This window comes from Lysobacterales bacterium (genome assembly GCA_016721845.1).
Taxonomy (GTDB): domain Bacteria; phylum Pseudomonadota; class Gammaproteobacteria; order Xanthomonadales; family Ahniellaceae; genus JADKHK01.
Map to the genome: position 1 here is coordinate 1,076,745 of JADKHK010000013.1, position 17,689 is coordinate 1,094,433.

Annotated in this window: 21 protein-coding genes and 1 tRNA gene; 5 read left to right on the forward strand and 17 right to left on the reverse strand. The window is 64.8% G+C overall.

Translation table 11 applies throughout. The features are described from left to right. Positions 1–27: 27 nt before the first annotated feature. The 8 genes from IPP28_12195 to IPP28_12230 form a co-directional block, all read right to left on the reverse strand. A complete protein-coding gene (locus tag IPP28_12195; GenBank protein ID MBL0041775.1) occupies positions 28–1,308 on the reverse strand; it encodes a TRAP transporter large permease subunit in 1,281 nt (426 codons plus the stop codon). After that, positions 1,305–1,793, reverse strand: a complete 489-nt coding sequence (locus IPP28_12200) for a TRAP transporter small permease (GenBank protein ID MBL0041776.1) — start codon at positions 1,791–1,793, stop codon at positions 1,305–1,307. The genes IPP28_12195 and IPP28_12200 overlap by 4 nt, the downstream gene beginning before the upstream one ends. Then, entirely contained in the window at positions 1,790–2,803 is a 1,014-nt protein-coding gene (dctP, locus tag IPP28_12205) for a TRAP transporter substrate-binding protein DctP (protein ID MBL0041777.1), read from the reverse strand. The genes IPP28_12200 and dctP overlap by 4 nt, the downstream gene beginning before the upstream one ends. A gap of 10 nt (positions 2,804–2,813) precedes the next feature. After that, the gene (locus IPP28_12210) at positions 2,814–3,677 is read right to left on the reverse strand and encodes a hypothetical protein (protein MBL0041778.1); all 864 of its coding nucleotides are present in this window, start codon (positions 3,675–3,677) and stop codon (positions 2,814–2,816) included. Positions 3,678–3,731: 54 nt separating this feature from the next. Further along, the gene (gene folD / locus IPP28_12215) at positions 3,732–4,586 is read right to left on the reverse strand and encodes a bifunctional methylenetetrahydrofolate dehydrogenase/methenyltetrahydrofolate cyclohydrolase FolD (GenBank protein MBL0041779.1); all 855 of its coding nucleotides are present in this window, start codon (positions 4,584–4,586) and stop codon (positions 3,732–3,734) included. 146 nt (positions 4,587–4,732) lie between these two features. After that, a complete protein-coding gene (locus IPP28_12220; protein MBL0041780.1) occupies positions 4,733–5,299 on the reverse strand; it encodes a hypothetical protein in 567 nt (188 codons plus the stop codon). An 83-nt stretch (positions 5,300–5,382) separates the two neighbouring features. After that, positions 5,383–5,459, reverse strand: a tRNA-Arg gene (locus tag IPP28_12225). A 12-nt stretch (positions 5,460–5,471) separates the two neighbouring features. Then, positions 5,472–6,917: an amino acid permease gene (locus tag IPP28_12230; GenBank protein ID MBL0041781.1), complete on the reverse strand. Its 1,446-nt coding sequence runs from the start codon at positions 6,915–6,917 to the stop codon at positions 5,472–5,474. 199 nt (positions 6,918–7,116) lie between these two features. Between IPP28_12230 and IPP28_12235 the strand changes: the two genes are divergently transcribed. After that, positions 7,117–7,662 (forward strand): NUDIX hydrolase, encoded by a 546-nt coding sequence (locus tag IPP28_12235; protein MBL0041782.1) that lies wholly within the window; start codon positions 7,117–7,119, stop codon positions 7,660–7,662. A 2-nt stretch (positions 7,663–7,664) separates the two neighbouring features. On the opposite strand, the gene IPP28_12240 is transcribed toward IPP28_12235, so the two are convergent. The 3 genes from IPP28_12240 to IPP28_12250 are packed head-to-tail and all read right to left on the reverse strand — an operon-like array spanning position 7,665 to position 9,718. Further along, positions 7,665–8,018: an Hpt domain-containing protein gene (locus IPP28_12240; protein MBL0041783.1), complete on the reverse strand. Its 354-nt coding sequence runs from the start codon at positions 8,016–8,018 to the stop codon at positions 7,665–7,667. Continuing rightward, a complete protein-coding gene (locus IPP28_12245) occupies positions 8,015–9,337 on the reverse strand; it encodes a DNA recombination protein RmuC (protein ID MBL0041784.1) in 1,323 nt (440 codons plus the stop codon). The genes IPP28_12240 and IPP28_12245 overlap by 4 nt, the downstream gene beginning before the upstream one ends. Before the next feature lie 60 nt (positions 9,338–9,397). Next, complete coding sequence (locus tag IPP28_12250; protein ID MBL0041785.1) at positions 9,398–9,718, reverse strand: high-potential iron-sulfur protein; 321 nt, start codon at positions 9,716–9,718, stop codon at positions 9,398–9,400. A gap of 109 nt (positions 9,719–9,827) precedes the next feature. Here IPP28_12250 and IPP28_12255 point away from each other — a divergent pair, with 109 nt between their 5' ends. Genes IPP28_12255 through IPP28_12270 form a run of 4 tightly spaced genes read left to right on the forward strand, consistent with a single transcriptional unit; the run spans position 9,828 to position 13,031 of the window. Beyond that, complete coding sequence (locus tag IPP28_12255; protein ID MBL0041786.1) at positions 9,828–10,460, forward strand: methylthioribulose 1-phosphate dehydratase; 633 nt, start codon at positions 9,828–9,830, stop codon at positions 10,458–10,460. Next, positions 10,457–11,002 (forward strand): cupin, encoded by a 546-nt coding sequence (locus tag IPP28_12260; protein MBL0041787.1) that lies wholly within the window; start codon positions 10,457–10,459, stop codon positions 11,000–11,002. Before IPP28_12255 ends, IPP28_12260 begins: the two co-directional genes overlap by 4 nt. After that, positions 10,999–11,676: an acireductone synthase gene (gene mtnC, locus IPP28_12265; protein MBL0041788.1), complete on the forward strand. Its 678-nt coding sequence runs from the start codon at positions 10,999–11,001 to the stop codon at positions 11,674–11,676. The genes IPP28_12260 and mtnC overlap by 4 nt, the downstream gene beginning before the upstream one ends. Then, a complete protein-coding gene (locus IPP28_12270; protein ID MBL0041789.1) occupies positions 11,676–13,031 on the forward strand; it encodes a hypothetical protein in 1,356 nt (451 codons plus the stop codon). Before mtnC ends, IPP28_12270 begins: the two co-directional genes overlap by 1 nt. Here IPP28_12270 and IPP28_12275 read toward each other — a convergent pair. From IPP28_12275 to hisB, 6 genes are read right to left on the reverse strand one after another with little or no spacing between them, the layout of a single operon-like run. Beyond that, positions 13,009–13,932 (reverse strand): glycerophosphodiester phosphodiesterase, encoded by a 924-nt coding sequence (locus IPP28_12275; protein MBL0041790.1) that lies wholly within the window; start codon positions 13,930–13,932, stop codon positions 13,009–13,011. The two genes, IPP28_12270 and IPP28_12275, sit on opposite strands and share 23 nt — an antisense overlap. A gap of 1 nt (position 13,933) precedes the next feature. Beyond that, entirely contained in the window at positions 13,934–14,551 is a 618-nt protein-coding gene (locus tag IPP28_12280; GenBank protein ID MBL0041791.1) for a bifunctional phosphoribosyl-AMP cyclohydrolase/phosphoribosyl-ATP diphosphatase HisIE, read from the reverse strand. Next, entirely contained in the window at positions 14,548–15,315 is a 768-nt protein-coding gene (gene hisF / locus IPP28_12285; protein ID MBL0041792.1) for an imidazole glycerol phosphate synthase subunit HisF, read from the reverse strand. The genes IPP28_12280 and hisF overlap by 4 nt, the downstream gene beginning before the upstream one ends. Continuing rightward, the gene (locus IPP28_12290; protein MBL0041793.1) at positions 15,309–16,034 is read right to left on the reverse strand and encodes a 1-(5-phosphoribosyl)-5-((5-phosphoribosylamino)methylideneamino)imidazole-4-carboxamide isomerase; all 726 of its coding nucleotides are present in this window, start codon (positions 16,032–16,034) and stop codon (positions 15,309–15,311) included. The genes hisF and IPP28_12290 overlap by 7 nt, the downstream gene beginning before the upstream one ends. Further along, on the reverse strand, positions 16,031–16,612 hold the full coding sequence (hisH, locus tag IPP28_12295) for an imidazole glycerol phosphate synthase subunit HisH (GenBank protein ID MBL0041794.1): 582 nt from the start codon (positions 16,610–16,612) through the stop codon (positions 16,031–16,033). The genes IPP28_12290 and hisH overlap by 4 nt, the downstream gene beginning before the upstream one ends. Positions 16,613–16,626: 14 nt before the next feature. Further along, positions 16,627–17,688 carry a bifunctional histidinol-phosphatase/imidazoleglycerol-phosphate dehydratase HisB gene (hisB, locus tag IPP28_12300; GenBank protein ID MBL0041795.1) on the reverse strand — a complete coding sequence of 354 codons (1,062 nt, stop codon included), beginning with the start codon at positions 17,686–17,688 and terminating at the stop codon, positions 16,627–16,629. Between the last annotated feature and the right edge of the window lies 1 nt (position 17,689).

The window sequence follows — 17,689 nt, forward strand, 5'->3', positions numbered from 1 at the left end:
GCCCACGAATTGCCACGACGGCTGGTTTCAGTCGATCCAGACCAGCGACAGCGACGGGAAATAGGTGATGACCAGCACGCAACCCAGCAGCAGCCAGAAGAACGGCAGGCAGGAACGGGCCAGGGTCAGCACCGGCTTGTCGAAACGGTAGCTGGCGATGAAGAGATTCATGCCCATCGGCGGCATGAAGTAGCCGATTTCCATGTTGGCCAGGAACATGATGCCGAGATGCACCGGGTGCACGCCGTAGTGCATCGCGATCGGCAGCAGGATCGGCACCATGATGACGGTGGCCGAGAACACATCGAGCATCATCCCGAGCAGGAGCAGGAACAGGTTCAGCAGCAGCAGGAAGGCCAGCTTGCTGTCGACGTGCGCGCTCACCCATTCGATCAGCCGCGCCGGAATCTCGGCATCGATGATCACGTTGGTCAGCGCCAGCGATACGCCCAGGATGAGCAGGATCGCACCCACCAGCATCATCGAATCGCGCAGGACCGACGGCAATCGCACCAGCGAGATCTCGCGCCGCACCACGACGGTGACGAACAACACGTACAGCGCAACCACGGCGGCGGCTTCGGAGGTCGCGAACACGCCGCCGTAGACGCCACCAATCAGGATGACCGGCAAGGGCAATTCCCAGCGCGCGTCCCATACCGCGGCACGCGCTTCGGCCAACGAAAACGGAATATCGTGCGAGCGCTTTGGCGCACGCCACATGCTGTAGGCCGACACGACGGCAATCATCATCAGCCCCGGCAACACGCCGGCTGCGAACATGTCGTTGATGCTGACGCTGGGCGTGGTGCTGAGCTGTTGCGCGACAATGCCGTACAGGATCAGCGGTACCGAAGGCGCGAACAGCATGCCGAGGCTGGGTGCCGTGGTGACCACGCCATAGGAAAAACGCTCGGGATAGCCCGCCTGGCGCAAGGCCGGCAGCAGCAACGCACCGAAGGCGATGATGGTGACGCCGGAGGCACCGGTGAAGGCGGTGAAGAATGCGCAGACGAGCAGCGCAACGATCGCCAAGCCCCCATGCAACCAACCGAGCAAAGCCTCGGACAGACGCAACAATCGCTGTGGCGCCTTGCTCTCGCTGAGCAGGTACCCGGCCAGCGTGAACAGCGGAATCGCGATCAGCACCGGCATCTCGGTGAGACTCCAGAACTGTGCCGCGAGCAGGGTTTCGTCATAACCGGCCGAGTGCAGGCCGAGCCAGGCGACAGCAGCGACCAAGGCAAACAAGGGCGCACCCAGCGCTGCCAGAAGCAGGATCAGCAACGCAATCAGCAGCGTCGTCATGGCGCCATCACCGATCGTTCAGGTACCGCGAACGCACGCAACGCGAAGCGCAGCGTCAGCATTCCGAACGCGAACGGGAGGATCAGTTCGGCCCACCAGGTCGGCACCGTGCCGAACAACATCGTGGCCGATTCGCGGTCGATCTCGATCAGGCCGAGCGAGGCGCGCAACAGCGCGAACGACATCAACGAGGCGAAGCCGAACGCGAACACGCGCGCGACACGCAGGGCCTTGCCGTGCAGCAACTTGCCGACCACGTCCAGACTGATGTGCTTGTCGCTGCGCGCCGCCGCGACGGCACCGAGCAAGGCGACCCAGATCACCAGCACGCGCAGCAGCGGGTCGAGCCAGATCAACCCGTGGTCGAGCAGACGCAACACGATCTGCAGCCCGGACAGCACGATCAGCGCCAAGGCCAGCGCGGCGATCAACACGTTCTCGACGGTGTTGATGAGCCTGAGCGCACCGCCGATGCCGGATTTCACGGCTTCGCACCTGCCGCCGGCGCCGTTTTGGCCCGATACTCGGCGCGCGCCTGCAGGATGGCGTCGAGCAACTCCTTCGAAATCTCGTTGTTCGCGAGCATCTGCTTCAAGGTCTGCTCGCCGATGCCGTGCCAATAGCCGATCTCGTCGGCACTCGGCACCTTGAACACGATGCCCTGCTTGGTCAGCGCAGCGCGTGCTGACTCGTTATCGCGCTTGCCTGCGGCGTCGAGTTCGGCAAACGCCTTCGCGAATTCCTCGCGCACGATCGGCTGGTCGGCCGCGGTGACGCGATTGAACGCTTTCTGATCGATCGCAAGCACGCCGATCACGTAGGTCAGCGGCAAGTCGACCGCATGCTTCACCTTGGTGTGCCACTGGAACGCGATCGCGCCGCTGGTGGTGATGCCGACGGTTTCCAGCAGACCCGTCTGCAACGAGGTGTTGACGTCGCCCAGCGGCAACGCGATCGGATTGACCCCGGCCTTTTCGAACGCGACCTGGGCGATGCGGTCGTTCTGCGGCACCCACACCTTTGTCGCGCGCAGATCGTCCTTGTTCGCGATCGGCTTGGTGCTCATCAGATAGGCAAAGCCGCCGCCGGACAGGCCGACCGCGACCAAGCCGGACTTCTCGAAGCCGGCACGCAGCAGCGGATCGATCTTGCCGCGCACGTAGTCGACTTCGGCGAGATCGTTGAAGATAAACGGCAAGCTGTAGATGCTGGCGTCGCGATAGATCGGCGACAGCTCGGCCCCGGACAGCGCCCCGCCCTGCAATTGGCCGAGCTTGATCTTTCGCAACACCGCAGTGTCGTTGCCCATCACGCCACCAGGGAAGAATTTCACCTCGACCCGGCCCGCGGTCCGGGACTTGATGCTCGCGCCGGCCGCGCGCATTTCCTTCATCCACACCGTGCCTTCCGGCGCCAGCGTGGCGATTTTCAGGGTTTGCGCTTCGGCCGCGGTGGCGGCCAATGCGACGATCGCGATCATGAGACGCTTCAGCATCGGGAGTTCCTCAGAAATAATCCTTGCCGGATTCGACCAGTTCGGCCGCACGGCGTTTTGCAATGGTGTTCGACAAGGTCAGGCCGGGAACGTTCGCGTCCGCCGCCAGCACTTCCGCGAGCATGCGGTCATGGGCCTCCTGATCGAACAGGAGACGCGCGCAGTATTCCGAATTCAGCACCTTCGGTAGCAGATTCTTGCCCGCATCGACGGCATCGGCCGCGGCGAGGCGCTGCTGGCCGCGCGCCGGACGACCACCCAGCGATTCAGGACGCAGGCAGTCGAGCACGCCGAGGTAGGCCAGCACATTGCCGTGATCGTGGGCCGGCGACAGCGCGTCGACCCGATTCAGCAGCGCCTCGATCCGCGGCAGATCGGCGACGCGATCGAAATCGGCGCTGTCGGCGCGAAGCCAGCCGACCCAGCTGGTCGCCAGGATGTAGACGGCATCGATGTCGTCCGGGCCGATATGTTCGACGACGAAGGCATTGAAACGATCGAAATCCTTGTCGTCGAACTGGCGGCAAAAAGCGTCGTCACGGGCGCAGATGCCGCGCTTGGCATAGGCGAAGCTGCGATCGGACAAGCGCTTCACCCGGTCGCCATCGACCACGAAGCCGCCGGCATAGGTGCCATAGAGTTTCGCCGCCGAGAGCAGCAGCGACGCATTCTGCGGATCGCCTTCGATGAGTCCATCCAGCAGCAGCAGGTAGGCCGGCAGGCCATCGGCAACGGTCTCGATGTCGTCATGGTTGCTGACGCCTTGCGTGAGACCGGCACTCAGGCCATCGGCGGCGCGCTGGACCAGGGCCGCACAACCGGACAGCGCCACCAGTGCGGCCGCCAGGATCGGTAGTCGGGGATTCACGGGCATGCACGAACCGTTGATCGGGAGCGTGGATTGTAGGCGAGCGAGGATGACAATGGCTCAATCGCCCCGCATCTCGGTGGCTTCGAGGGTGTTCTGCATCAGCATCGCCACCGTCATCGGCCCTACCCCCCCCGGCACCGGGGTGATCCACGACGCTCGTGCCGCGGCGGCCGCGTACTCGACATCGCCGGTCAAGGAGCCGTCCGCGAGCCGGTTGATGCCGACGTCGATGACCACCGCCCCCGGTTTCACCCACTCGCCCTTCACCAGGCCGGGTTTCCCCACGGCCACGGTCAGCAGGTCGGCCTGGGCGACCTGTTCCGCCAGGTCACGGGTAAAGCGGTGGCAGGCCGTGACCGTGGCGCCCGCCAGCAGGTATTCGAGCAGCAAGGGCCGACCGACATGATTCGACACGCCGACAATCACGGCATGGCGTCCGCGGACGGGTTTGTCGGTGTGCGCGAGCAGGGTCATGATGCCCTTCGGCGTACACGGGCGCAGTCCTGGCTGACGCAGCGCCAGGCGACCGACATTCTCGGCGTGAAAGCCGTCGACATCCTTGTCCGGGCGGATGCGCTGGATCAGGTCGGTGGCGTCGACGTGGGCAGGCAGCGGCAGTTGCACGAGGATGCCATCCACTTCGGGGTCGGCATTGAGGCGGTCGATCAGCGCATAAAGTTCGGCACTGTCGATCGTTGCCGGCAAGTCGAAGTCCTTGGTCACGAAACCGACGCGCTCACAGGCGCGGCGCTTGTTGCGGACGTAAACGGACGAAGCCGGATCCTGGCCGACCAGCACAACCGCCAGACCCGGCCGACGCTGCCCGCGCGTCACCCGCGCCCGCACGCGCCCGGCGATGCCGTTCAGCACCTCGTCCGCGATCCGCTTTCCATCGAGAACCCGCGCCGCCATCGGACCTCCAGCAAAGGTCGCCATTATCCCCGAGCCCGGCTTGCAAAGTGCAGGCGGTTTGCTGGCGCTGCCGGACGCAGCGTCATGGTGGCGATCCCGGGGCGAACGCGTGGTTCGCCCCAGTGACCTGACTCAGATCGTCGGACTCATTGCACCGCCGGCACGTAGGGATACGGCACGCGCGGCAAAACCGTCTCGAAGCCGTCGATAAACAGGCTGTCCGGACCAACCTCGTCCAAGGTCGTATCGGTGTTGTTGCCCGGCAAACTGTCGACATAAGGCGTCGTGACCGAAATCGTGGCAGTCGTGGCGATGTCGTCACCCTCCAGCGCCGACCCCGGCACATCCGCGCTGATCAGATAGGCCAAGCCCGTACCGCCGTTCAGGCTGACGCCATGCGACGGCGCACCATTGCCTCCCGGCGGGCACGACGCGCCCACATCAGCGACGCAGATCCACGAGACATTGGTCAAGCTGGGCGGCAAGCTGAACACGAATTGGGCAGTGGCAACGTCGGCCCCCACCGTCAGGTTGTCGCCCAAGACCTCGTAGGTGATGCGCTGTCCGGGTCCGATCTGGCCGGTGATCAAGGCACTGGTGACTACCAGATCGACGCTCAGCGTGTCGTTGTCGGTGATGTTCGCCGTGACATTGGCAATGCTGACGCCGGTGTAGCCGCCGCCACTCGCACTATGCGTGATCGCGTCGTTCATGGCGGTCACGGTCTGCGCGACATTCCAGTCCGGAAAAAAGAAGGGCCATTGAGCGGAACCCAATGACCCTTCTCGATTTTTACTGGCGCGCCCGGAGGGACTCGAACCCCCGACCACCGGGTTCGAAGCCCGGTGCTCTATCCAGCTGAGCTACGGACGCACTGAAACCCGACTACTTGCGCTCGCCGTGCGCGAGGATGCTGCGCGAGCGGGCGTAGGCAAAATACACGATCAGACCAATCACTGCCCAGATCAGGAACAGCTTGATCGTGTACCAGCCGAGGCTCACGAACAGCAACGCGCAACCTGCCATGGCCAATGGGCCGACGATCCAGACCAGCGGCGTCTTGAACGGACGGTTTCGGCCAGGTTCGCGCAGGCGCAGTAGCATCACGCCGGCGGCCACGACAAAGAAGGCGAACAAGGTGCCCGAGTTCGAGATGTCGGCCAACGCATCAACCGGAAACATGGCGGCAAACAGGGACACCGCGATGCCAGTGACGATCGTGACCTTGTGCGGCGTGAAGAAACGCGGATGCACGTCCGAGAACATCTTCGGCATCAGGCCATCACGCGACATCGTGAACAGGATGCGTGTCTGACCATAGATCATCATCAGGATGACCGAAGGCAGCGCAACGATCGCGGCGATGCCGACCCAGTTGCCAAGACTCGGCCAGCCGAGGTTGCGCAGGACAAAGGCCAAGGGCTCCTTGGACTGCGAGAGCGCCCCGCCCGGCTGTGCGCCGGTGGTGCCGATGGCCGCGTAGGACACCAGCAGGTAGAAGACCGTGCAGATCGCCAGGGAACCAATCAGCCCGATCGGGATATTGCGGTTCGGATCCTTGGTTTCTTCCGCAGCGGTCGAAACGGCATCGAAACCGACGTAGGCGAAGAAGATCGACGCCGCGGCACCGAGCACACCGGTACCGGACAGCGGCGTACCCCAGCCATTCGGCAGCATCGGTTCGAAATTCGCGCCATCGACGGCCGGCAGGGCCACCGCCACGAACGCGATCAGTGCAGCGATCTTGACCAGCACCAGCACCGCAGTGACTTTCGCGCTCTTCGACGTACCGATGACCAGCAACCAGGTGATCAGCAACGAAATCAGGCAGGCGATCAGGTTGAACGCGCCGTTCGCGGTCGTGCCATCGGCCAGCGTGATGGTGTCCCCCGGACCGGCCGTCAATGCCACGGGCAAACCGAAACCGATCTCCCGCAGGAAGCCGTTCGCATACCCGGACCAGCCCACGGCCACGGCACCGGCGGCCACCGCGTATTCGAGAATCAGCGCCCAACCGACCATCCACGCGATCAACTCGCCGAGCACTGCATAGGAATAGGTGTATGCGGAGCCTGCGACAGGCACCATCGCAGCAATTTCGGCGTAGATCAGTGCGGTCAAGGCGCAGACGATGCCGGCGATGACGAACGAATACATCATGCCCGGCCCCGCCTTGTTGGCGGCCACTGCAGTGAGCACGAAGATACCGGTGCCAATGATGGCGCCGATGCCGAGCATCGTGAGGTCAAATGCACCGAGCTGGCGCTTGAGGCCTTTCTTTTCGGCCGCTTCGAGGATCTGGTCCAGCGGTTTGACGCGTTCGAACAACATTCGGTGCTCCCCGTGAGAATTCGTACTGCTGCCACCCGGGAGCGCTCCCGGGCGGACAGGTCATGCGCGCAGTCCACAGGTCGACCGGCTTGCGCCGTCGCGACTCCGCCCCTGCAAAGCGCCGGTAACATACTGTTGCCCACCGCAGGCGGCAAGCCCGAATGTGACCGGGCGCACCTTCCCCGACACGACTTTCGGTATGAGCGCATTCGAACTCCGGGCCGCATTGAGCCATTACACCTCCGGCGAACCTGACGAATGCGCCGCGTGCATCCGCTTCCTCGAGCTGATCGTCGCCGAACCGCGCTGCCTCTGGCGCGATGCGTTTCCGGCGCATTTCACCGCCTCGGCCTGGCTGGTGTCCGCCGACGGCGAGCGTGCCCTGCTGATGCACCATCGCAAGCTCGACCGCTGGCTGCAGCCCGGTGGCCACGCCGACGGCGATGCCAACCTGCCGCAGGTCGCGCTGCGCGAGGCCGACGAAGAGACCGGGCTGCACGGGCTCTCGGTCGATCCGTCGATTTTCGATCTCGACGCGCACGAGATCCCGGCACGCATGAGCGAACCCGCGCACTGGCATTACGACGTGCGCTTCGTCGTGCGCTGCACGGGATCGGAGGCCTTCAACGCGAATGACGAGTCCCGCGCGATGACGTGGCGCCCGGTGTCGGGCATCGCCAAAGACATGCACATCGATCCGTCGATCCGACGCATGGCCCGACGCTGGCTGGCCCGGACGCGCTGACCTCAGCCGATTTCGCGCTGCAACGCCGCACAACTGGCGGCATGCAGGCCGAGCAGGCGCATGCGCCGATCCGGATCGAGGCGACCGACGCCCATGCGCGCGTCGGTCTCGATGTCACGACACAGGTCGGCGAGATCGCCCGCACCGAAACTGGCGGCATTGGATTTCAGGGTGTGGCTGGTCACGCGCAGCTTCTCGACATCCCCGGCATCGCTGGCGGCTAGCAATGCGGTGATCTGATCGCCGGAGCCCTTCACGAACATGCCGATCATCTGCACGAGGATGCCGGGCTTGCCGGCGCGCTCCAGCATGCGGAACTGGTCCAGCATCGCCTGGTTGATCACCACATCGCTCATGTCGCGTCACCCTCGCCGTCGTCCTCGTCATTGTCGGCGATCGGCAGCAGATTGCGCAGGTCGCGGCTGCTGCGGGCGCCGAGTTGACGAAGCTTTTCGACTTGCCCGACCAGATGTCCACGCCCGGTCGCGAGTTTGCCGATCGCGGTATCGATGCTCTCGCGCGCCTTGCCGACCTGCTCCGATGCGCGCTGCAAGTCCTGCACGAACGCCGCGAACTTGTCGTACAGCAGACCGGCGCGCTCGGCGATCTTCTCGGCATTGCGACTGCGCGCCTCGGCCTTCCAGACATGATCGACGGTGCGCAACACGCCGAGCAGCATGCCCGGACTGACCACGACGACATCGCTGCGCAAAGCCAGTTCATACAGTTTGGGATCGACCCGGATCGCTTCCAGATAGGCCGCCTCGATCGGCACGAACATCAGCACGATGCCGTTCGACGCGAGGCCGCTCGATCGCGCATAGCCGCGCTTGCCCAGGTCGTCGATATGCCGACGCATCGAACCGAGATGCTCGGCCAGGTGCCTGTCGCGCGCGGCCGCATCCGTGTCATTGCACCAGCGTTCGAATGCCGTCAGCGACACCTTGGCATCGATCACCACATCGCGACCGCCAGGCAAGCGCACGACCACATCGGGGCGGCGGGTTTCATTGCCTTCGTCGCGCAACACCACCTGCGTCTCGTAGTCGCGACCTTCGCTCAACCCGGACGCCTCGAGCAGGCGTTCCAGCACCAATTCACCCCAGGCGCCCTGACTCTTGGTGTCGCCGGTCAGTGCCCGCGCCAGGTTCATCGCGTCGCCGCTCAGACGCTCGTTCATCTGACGGAGTTGGACGATTTCGGTACGCAGCACCGCTCGGCTCTCGCCTTCCTGCGCGCGCGATTCGACGACCAGTTGCTGGAACTGCTGCAACTGCTCGCGCAGCGGCGCCATCAACGCGCCGACCTGTTCGTTGTTGCTCGCGGCAAACCGCTCGGACTTGGCATCGAGAATGGATGCCGCGATTGACTGGAACTGCTGCGCCAGTTGCTCGCGGGCGGCGTCGATCCAGCGCAGCTTTTCGGCGTGGGCACTGGCCGACTCGTCCATGCGCGCCGCGAGCGCCGCGCGTGCCTCCGCCGCGGCCTGAGCCACGACGCGCGCCTCCTGGAGGGCCTTCTCGCTGCTGCCGAGGCGCGCTTCCAGTCCAGCGAAATCGTCGTCGCGGCTGACGCGACCGGCATCGAATCGTCGCTGCGCATGGCGCGCCGCCCAAAACGACATCGGCGCGGCCACGAGGGCAGCGCCGATGAGCATTCCGATCAACAGGCTCACGACATCCATGCCGTGAAAACTAGCAGAGGCGGCGCAGGGCGTCGCCTCGTTCGACGTCGATCATGCCTTGGCGGCGTAGGCCGCGCACCAACCCTTCGCATTGACGGTCTTGCCCGGGAAGATGCTGCACGGACGCCATGCATCGGCATCAGCCCCCTGCACCAGCTTGCAATTCGCGCAGGCCTGCGTCGGCTTGTGATTCGGATATTTCGCGGCATCGACCTTGCTGCTGTCGTGCTTGTAACCGAGTGCAGCAGCGGTCGGATCAGCCTCGTCGATCTGCGGCAATGCGCCCTGGGCGCGGGCGACGCGCGGGGCGATGGCGGCAGCGGCAACGGCGGTCACGCCGATGGCCAGGAACTGGCGGCGGCTGGTCTTGATCTCGTTCATGTAGCGACTCCTTCTGGGGACTTGTCCGGGACGGATGATGCACCATCTTCGGGTATAGTCGCGCGCCCTCGTTTGATCCCGGTCAAGAATGCTTCAGCCTATGCAAACCCTTGATGCGAATGGTTTTCAATACGCAGCGCAAGCACTGGCCGACGCCGCCCGCGAACTCGCGCAACTGGGCTGGACACCGGCGACGAGCAGCAACTTCTCCTCGCGCCTCGACGACGTTTCGGCGGTCATCACCATTTCGGGTCGCGACAAGGGCCGGCTCGGCGTCGACGACTTCATGGTCGTCGATTTTGACGGCCGCGCGGTCGGTTCCGAACATCGACCATCCGCCGAAACCCTCCTGCATACCCAGCTGTACGTGCACGACGCGAACATCGGTTGCGTCTTGCACACCCATTCTCGGGTACAGACCGTGTCGTCGCGCCTGTTCGCCGACCGGGGCGAGATCGTGCTTGCCGGCTACGAATTGCTGAAGGCGTTCCGAGGCTATGACACCCACGAAGCGACCATGCGGCTGCCGGTGCTGCCGAATTCGCAGGACATGCCGGCGCTGGCAGCGCTGATCGAACCCTGCCTGAAACGCGAGCTGCCGCTGCATGGCTACCTGATCGACGGCCACGGCATTTACGCCTGGGGTCGCGACCTCAAGGAAGCCCGCCGCCATCTCGATGCCTTCGAATTCCTGCTCGCCTGCGAGCTTGATCTGTGGAACCTGCGCCGATGAGCCGACTTCGCATCTTCAACGAGTCCGACGCCACGACCGTCATCACCGAAACCCGGGATCACGCCCTGATCGCCGAACTGCTGGCCCGCGAAGCCGTGCGCTTCGAACGCTGGGCCGCGCACGCGCCGGTGCAGCCGGGTGCGACGCCGGACGAAGTGATCACCGCGTATCGTCCGGATATCGACCGCATCATGGCCGAGAAAGACTACAAGGCCGTGGACGTGATCAGCCTGAGCCACGATCACCCGCAGAAGGATGCGTTGCGGCAGAAATTCCTGAACGAACATCGCCACAGCGAGGACGAGGTGCGTTTCTTCGTCGCCGGTTCGGGCCTGTTCACCCTGCACCTCGACACGCGCGTGTTCGAAGTGCTGTGCGAGCAGGGTGATCTGATCAGCGTGCCCGACAACACCCGGCACTGGTTCGACATGGGTCCGCATCCGCACTTCATCGCGATCCGCATCTTCAGCAATGTCGAAGGCTGGGTCGCGAACTTCACCGGCGACGACATCGCGCAACGCTTCCCGCGGTACGAGAACTGATGGCACGCATCGTCCTCACCGACATCGAAGGCACCACCAGCGCCATCGACTTCGTTCACCGCGTGCTGTTTCCGTATGCGTGCGAGCGCCTGCCGGCCTACGTGCGTACTCATGCATCCGATCCGGACGTGCGCGCCGCGCTCGACGCGGTGCGCGCCGAGACCGGTGATGCGGATGACGAGGCGGCGATCGCGACCTTGCTGCACTGGATCGACATCGACCGCAAGGCCACGCCGCTGAAGACGCTGCAAGGCCTGATCTGGGAAACAGGCTACGCCGAGCGCCACTTCACGGCGCATGTCTATGTCGATGCCTACGACCAGTTGCGTGCCTGGCATGCAGCCGGCGTACCGCTGTACGTGTATTCGTCGGGCTCGATCGCGGCGCAGAAACTGTTCTTCGGCTACTCGGTATTCGGCGACCTGTTGCCCTGGTTCCGTGGCCATTTCGACACGACCAGTGGCGGCAAGCGCGAAGCGGATTCGTATCGGCGTATTGCCGCGGCGATTGGCGTCGCGGCCTCGGAGATGTTGTTCCTGTCCGACGTCGAAGCCGAACTCGATGCGGCAAGGGAAGCTGGCATGGGCACGGTCCAACTGTGCCGACCGGACACGCATCCGGAATCGCACGGCCGCCACGACTGCGTCGCGAACTTCCGCGATATCCGGCCCTGATGCGTCGCGGTTTCTGGCTCGCATTCGTGCAGCCGACGATGCCGGCGCCGCTTGCGGGGCGACGCGAGGTGATCCAGGCGGGCCTGTGTTGCGTGTTCGCCGGTCTTGCCAGCGACTACCTTCACCGCGGCGACGCCGACGTGTTTACGCCGTCGGCGCTTGCTGCATACGCTCTGCTGTTTCTCGCTGCGGGAACGACCGGGTGGATCGCCGCGATCCTGTTGCAATGGCGTGCCGTTGCCGGCTCGGTCTGGTCAGCGATGCTGTTGGCCTGCGCCTTCGCACTGCCACTGATCGACGCTCGCGGCACGGCGATCGGCGGCGATATCGACCCTGACTACGGTTTTGGGCCGCTGTGGCTCTATGCCACACCGATCAGCGCCTTCGTGCTGGCGCTCATGCTGCGTCGCTGGACCCCGCAGGCCTCGTGGTGGCGACGCCTGATCGCCGCCATCGCGACGCCGGTGCTGGCCTTGTGGCTGTCGTTCCAGGCGGATGCCTGGTCGTCGTTCTACTACTCGGACATCGAAGAGGATGCGGAATCCGCTGTCGCGGAACGCGCCGACGCCGCGCTCGACTACGATCCCGAGGACCTGCTGGCGCTGCAGGATGGGCTGGTCGACGCGCAGATCGCCGCACTGTTGCCGCAACGCCCCGGTCAGGTCGATCTTTATCTGGTCGCGATGGCGGGCGATGGCGCCGAAGATGTGTTCCGCAATGAAGTCGTGCTGGCAACGACCGAGTTCGACGAACGCTTCCGGACTGCAGGGCGCAGCCTCAGTCTGATCAATCACGTCGACACCCTGCCCCAGGTACCGATGGCGACACGGCGGAACCTGATGCGTACGCTGGAAGGCGTCGGTCGCATCATCGAACCGGCCGAGGACATCGTGTTCGTGTTCATGACGTCCCACGGCAGCGAACAACACGACTGGATCGTGCAACTCGGCGATCTCTCGCTCACCCAGATCACGCCGGACGACCTGATCGAGGCCTACGACAATGCCGGCATCCGCTGGCGGGTCTCCGTCGTTTCGGCCTGCTACTCCGGTGGTTATGCCGACGTGCTCGCAGCACCGACGAGCCTGGTCATCTCCGCGGCGCGCGCAGATCGAACCTCGTTCGGCTGCGGCAGCGACGCCGACCTCACCTATTTCGGACGCGCCTACTTCGCCGAGGCGCTGGCACAGACGCCGGATTTCGTCGCAGCCTTCGGCATTGCCGCGGCGCGCATCCGCAAGCGCGAGCAGCAAGACGGCTTCGAGGCATCGGAACCACAGCTCCGCAGCGCCGAGCCGATCGAACGACAGCTCGCCCTCTGGCGCGGCACGCTCACGACGCTGCGCGACCGATAGCGTCACGCGCGAGCACCGCGGTGCCGGGAAAGTCCGCGAACAGGGCATCGACACCGAGCTCGAACAGCGCACCCAGTTCGGCCTGCACATCGGCGAAACCCGGCATCACCTGATCGTCGCGCAGGGTCCACACATGCACTTGCCAGCCGAGATCATGCGCTGCAATCAGCAGGTCCGGATCGCCATTCGCGCCGATCAGCGCCGATTTCGGCAAAGCAATGCCATCGAGCCAGGAATGGCGTGCACGCAACGCGCGTAGCCAGTCGACAGCACCGATATCGCCCGGTTCGACCAGAAAAAATACCGGCAATGCCAGCGCCTGGTGAACGCGGCGCAGCGGTTCGATCTCGAAGCATTGCAGCCAGACGGCGTCGTGTTTCCCGCCATGACCACGACCGCACAACAGGTCGATACAGATCGCGGTCACGTCGATCCCCTGCGCGGCGAAGAACGCAGGATGTTTCAGCTCGGGATAGACACCGATCCGGCGTGCCGGTGCCGAACCCGCTGCAGCGATGTCGAGCACCTCGGCGAACGTTGATAGCGGGAATCGCGAATCGAAGGCGCGACTGCGCCGACCGAACGGTTGCACCGCACACAGTGCAGCAATGTCGTCGCGATCAAATCGATGTACCGGCCAATCGCGGCGACCGTTGCGATCCCGCGTACTGCGTGCCGCAAAGCGGGCGCGGCGGGCGATGTCGGTACTGCGCGCCAGGCCGGCATCATGACGCGCGTACAGCACGCCATCGCGACTCGGCACCAGATCGGGCTCAATCAGGTCGGCGCCCTGTGCGATCGCCAATTCATAACCGGCGCGCGTGTGCTCCGGACGCAGCCCGGACGCGCCGCGATGCGCGATGATCCGCGTCGGGCGGCCATCGAGCGTGCGCCAGTCCATCTCAGCGATGCCGCTCGCGCAGCACGCGCAGAACGTCGTCGAAACCGCGCCCGCGCATGCGCAGTGCAACGCCGAGGTGATAGATCAGATCGGCCGCCTCGCCAACCAATGCATCTTCATCCTGCACGACGGCAGCCAACGCTGTTTCCACACCTTCTTCGCCGACCTTTTGCGCAACCCGCCGGATACCGGCCTCGGCGAGTCGCGTGGTGTAACTGCCTTCGGGGCGATCACGCAATCGCTGGGCGATCACCGCATCAAGCCTCGCAAGTTCCGACATCAGCGGCCGATCACCGGGATCGAAGCACGATTCACAGCCCCGATGACAGGTCGGACCATTCGGACGAGCCAAGATCAGCAAGGTGTCGGCATCACAATCAAGTGCGATCGACACCAGGTCGAGCGTATGCCCCGAGGATTCGCCCTTGGTCCACAATCGTTGCTTCGATCGCGACCAGAACGTGACCTTGCCGCTGGCCAGGGTCGCGTCAACCGCGGCACGGTCCATGTAGCCGAGCATCAGCACGCTGGCGCTGCTCGCGTCCTGCACGATCGCAGGCACCATTCCGCCGCCCTTGGCGAAATCGATGCGTGAAGGATCAAATGAAGTCGGGGTCATGGTCGGATCGCGATGCCCTGCGCGCGCAGGAACGACTTGAGTTCGGGGATCGGCAGCGTACCCGAATGGAAGACGCTGGCGGCCAGCGCGCCGTCGGCATCGGCATCGCGGAACACGTCGGCGAAGTGCTGCGCCATTCCGGCGCCGCCGGAGGCGATCAAGGGCACCGGACAGACGGCGCGGACCGCGCGCAACTGCGCGATGTCGTAGCCATTGCGGGCACCATCCACGCTCATGCAATTCAGCACGATCTCGCCGGCACCTCGCGCGACGACTTCACGCACCCACGCCGTGGTTTCGACCGGCGCGACACGCGTACGCGTCGGGTCGCCCGTGTATTGATGGACGCGCAGCTCGCCCTCGACGAGCTGTGAATCGATGCCGACGACCACGCATTGCACACCGAAGGCTTGCGCCAGTTCGCTGATCAGTTCGGGACGTTCCAGGGCCGGCGAGTTCACCGAAATCTTGTCGGCACCCGCGTGCAGGATGCGTTCGGCATCCGCCACCGAACGGATGCCGCCGGCCACGCAGAATGGAATATCGAGATGCCGTGCCACCCGGCGTACCCAATCCGGATCGGCCGCACGTCCCTCCGGGCTTGCGGTGATGTCGTAAAACACCAGTTCGTCCGCGCCCTCGTCGCGATAACGCAGCGCGAGCTCCTCGATCCCGCCCATCACGACGTGATCCCGAAAACGCACGCCCTTCACAACCTGGCCGTCGCGCACATCGAGGCAGGGAATGATGCGACGGGTCAGCATGCATTCGCCTCGGCGACACCGAACCGGCCTTCGAGCAAGGCGCGACCGATGATCGCGCCGTCGACGCCGATCGCGCGCAGCGCGGTCAATGCCATGACCGAATCGACCCCGCCCGAGGCCTGGATGCGCGCCCGCGGATACGTGTTCCGCAAGGCTTGATAGAGATCGAGGCTGGGCCCGTTCATCATGCCATCGCGGGCGATATCGGTGATCAGGAACTGGTCCAGTCCGGCGTCGAGATACAGCGCGATGCGGTCGTGCAGGTCGACACCGCTGGCTTCGGTCCAGCCATGCAGGGGCAAGGTCCAGCGGCCGTCGATCTCGCGAGTATCGAGCGCGACGACGATGCGGTCGCGCCCGAACACGCGCGCCCATTCGATCACACGCTCGGGATCTCGCACGGCCACGCTGCCCACCACGGCAGATGCGACGTGTCCGCGGAACAAGGCATAGAGGTCCGCTTCGTCGCGTACGCCGCCGCCCGCCTGCACTGGTACGCCGAGGCGCGACGCGATGTCGCAGATCGCGAGCCGGTTGCGGCTTCCGCCATCACGGGCGGCATCGAGGTCGACGACATGCAGTCGCTGCGCCCCGTCGGCGACGTAACGTTCGGCCAGCGCAACGGCATCGACGTCGTAACTGCGCTGCTGGTTGTAGTCACCCTGGGTCAGGCGCACGACGCGACCCTCGCGCAGATCGATGGCAGGAATCGGAATCATTGCAGCTCCAGAAAATTGGCCAGCAGGCGCGCACCCACCGCCGCAGATCGCTCCGGATGAAATTGCGCGCCATGAAAGTTGCGTTCGGACACGACCGCGGCAAACGCGCCCCCGTAGTCACAGCTGGCCACCGTCGCCGCGGTCACCGGTGCGGCGTAACTGTGCACGAAGTAGGCAAATGCATCGCGCTCCAGTCCGGCCAACAACGGCGACGGCTTGATCGTGTCGACGCGATTCCAGCCCATGTGCGGCACACGCCCGCAGCGCGCTCCGTCGAATCGCGACAGCTTGCCGCGCAGGATGCCGAGGCAGGTCGTGTCGCCTTCCGCACTGGCATCGAACAACAGTTGCATGCCGAGGCAGACACCGAGCACCGGTTGGGTCAGCGTCGGGATCAATCGATCCAGCCCGGCCTCGCGCAGTCGCTGCATGCCGGGTGCCGCTGCACCGACCCCGGGGAGCACGACATGGCTGGCGCGACGGATGCGGTCGACATCACGCGACAACTCGGCACGCACGCCCAGCCGTTCGAATGCGTACTGCACCGAACCGAGGTTGGTGCCGCCGGAATCGAGCATGACGACATCGCGACTCACAACGTCCCCTTGGTGCTCGGAATCGCATCGCCGTCGCGACGAATCGCCTGGCGCAGCGCGCGCGCGAACACCTTGAAGCAGGCTTCGACCATGTGATGCGTGTTCTCGCCGCGCACGCTCAGGTGCAGGTTGGCTCCGAGTGCGTCGCACAAGGAACGGAAGAAATGCGAGACCAATTCGGTCGCCATGCCGCCGACTTCGCTGCGCGGGAACGCGCCATCGAACACCAGGCAGGCGCGTCCCGACAAATCGAGCGCGGCGCTCGCCAGCGTCTCGTCCATCGGCAGCGTGAAGCCGTAGCGACCGATGCCGCGCTTGTCGCCGAGCGCCTTGCGCAGCGCTTCGCCCAGCGCCAGCGCCGAGTCCTCGATGCTGTGGTGCTCGTCGATGTGGGTGTCGCCGGCGCAGGTCAGGGTCAGCGCGAAGCCACCATGGCGCCCGATCTGTTCGAGCATGTGATCGAAGAATCCGATCCCGGTGGCCACTTCGGCCCTGGCCTCGCGATCCAGATCCACCTGCACGCGGATCCGCGTTTCGCTGGTCACCCGTTCGACCGAGGCGATGCGCGGCGCCTCGGCGATGCGGTGCGCGATCGTCGCCCAGTCATCATGATCCGGACCGAGACGAAAACCGCGCACGCCGAGATTCCGAGCCAGTTGCAGATCGGTCTCGCGATCACCGATCACTGCACTCTGAGCGAAGTCGAGGGTGCCCGAGCGCAAGTAGTCGAGCAGCATGCCGATGCCGGGTTTGCGAGTGGGCGCGCCTTGATGCTCGAAGTGCGGATCGATGTGGATCGCGCTGAACCGAATGCCCTGCGATTCGAGAATCTCCAGCAGCAGCCGCTGCGGCGGTTCGAAATCGGCGACGGGAAAACTGTCGGTGCCGAGTCCGTCCTGGTTGCTGACCATCACGAACTCGTAGCCGGCCGCTTTCAGCTTCAGCAAGGCCGGGATGACGCCGGGCACCAGCCTGAACTTCGCCAGCGCATCGATCTGGAAGTCGGCGGGTTCCTCGATCAGGGTGCCGTCGCGGTCGAGGAAGAGAATCTTGCGCAGG

What these genes read in the sequence shown, in the direction of transcription:
- IPP28_12195 (MBL0041775.1), bottom strand. Translation starts at nt 1,308, where the DNA reads ATGACGACGCTGCTGATTGCGTTGCTGATCCTGCTTCTGGCAGCGCTG.
- dctP (MBL0041777.1), bottom strand. Translation starts at nt 2,803, where the DNA reads ATGCTGAAGCGTCTCATGATCGCGATCGTCGCATTGGCCGCCACCGCG.
- IPP28_12210 (MBL0041778.1), bottom strand. Translation starts at nt 3,677, where the DNA reads ATGCCCGTGAATCCCCGACTACCGATCCTGGCGGCCGCACTGGTGGCG.
- folD (MBL0041779.1), bottom strand. Translation starts at nt 4,586, where the DNA reads ATGGCGGCGCGGGTTCTCGATGGAAAGCGGATCGCGGACGAGGTGCTG.
- IPP28_12220 (MBL0041780.1), bottom strand. Translation starts at nt 5,299, where the DNA reads ATGAACGACGCGATCACGCATAGTGCGAGTGGCGGCGGCTACACCGGC.
- IPP28_12230 (MBL0041781.1), bottom strand. Translation starts at nt 6,917, where the DNA reads ATGTTGTTCGAACGCGTCAAACCGCTGGACCAGATCCTCGAAGCGGCC.
- IPP28_12235 (MBL0041782.1), top strand. Translation starts at nt 7,117, where the DNA reads ATGAGCGCATTCGAACTCCGGGCCGCATTGAGCCATTACACCTCCGGC.
- IPP28_12240 (MBL0041783.1), bottom strand. Translation starts at nt 8,018, where the DNA reads ATGAGCGATGTGGTGATCAACCAGGCGATGCTGGACCAGTTCCGCATG.
- IPP28_12255 (MBL0041786.1), top strand. Translation starts at nt 9,828, where the DNA reads ATGCAAACCCTTGATGCGAATGGTTTTCAATACGCAGCGCAAGCACTG.
- IPP28_12260 (MBL0041787.1), top strand. Translation starts at nt 10,457, where the DNA reads ATGAGCCGACTTCGCATCTTCAACGAGTCCGACGCCACGACCGTCATC.
- IPP28_12270 (MBL0041789.1), top strand. Translation starts at nt 11,676, where the DNA reads ATGCGTCGCGGTTTCTGGCTCGCATTCGTGCAGCCGACGATGCCGGCG.
- IPP28_12275 (MBL0041790.1), bottom strand. Translation starts at nt 13,932, where the DNA reads ATGGACTGGCGCACGCTCGATGGCCGCCCGACGCGGATCATCGCGCAT.
- IPP28_12280 (MBL0041791.1), bottom strand. Translation starts at nt 14,551, where the DNA reads ATGACCCCGACTTCATTTGATCCTTCACGCATCGATTTCGCCAAGGGC.
- hisF (MBL0041792.1), bottom strand. Translation starts at nt 15,315, where the DNA reads ATGCTGACCCGTCGCATCATTCCCTGCCTCGATGTGCGCGACGGCCAG.
- IPP28_12290 (MBL0041793.1), bottom strand. Translation starts at nt 16,034, where the DNA reads ATGATTCCGATTCCTGCCATCGATCTGCGCGAGGGTCGCGTCGTGCGC.
- hisH (MBL0041794.1), bottom strand. Translation starts at nt 16,612, where the DNA reads ATGCTCGATTCCGGCGGCACCAACCTCGGTTCGGTGCAGTACGCATTC.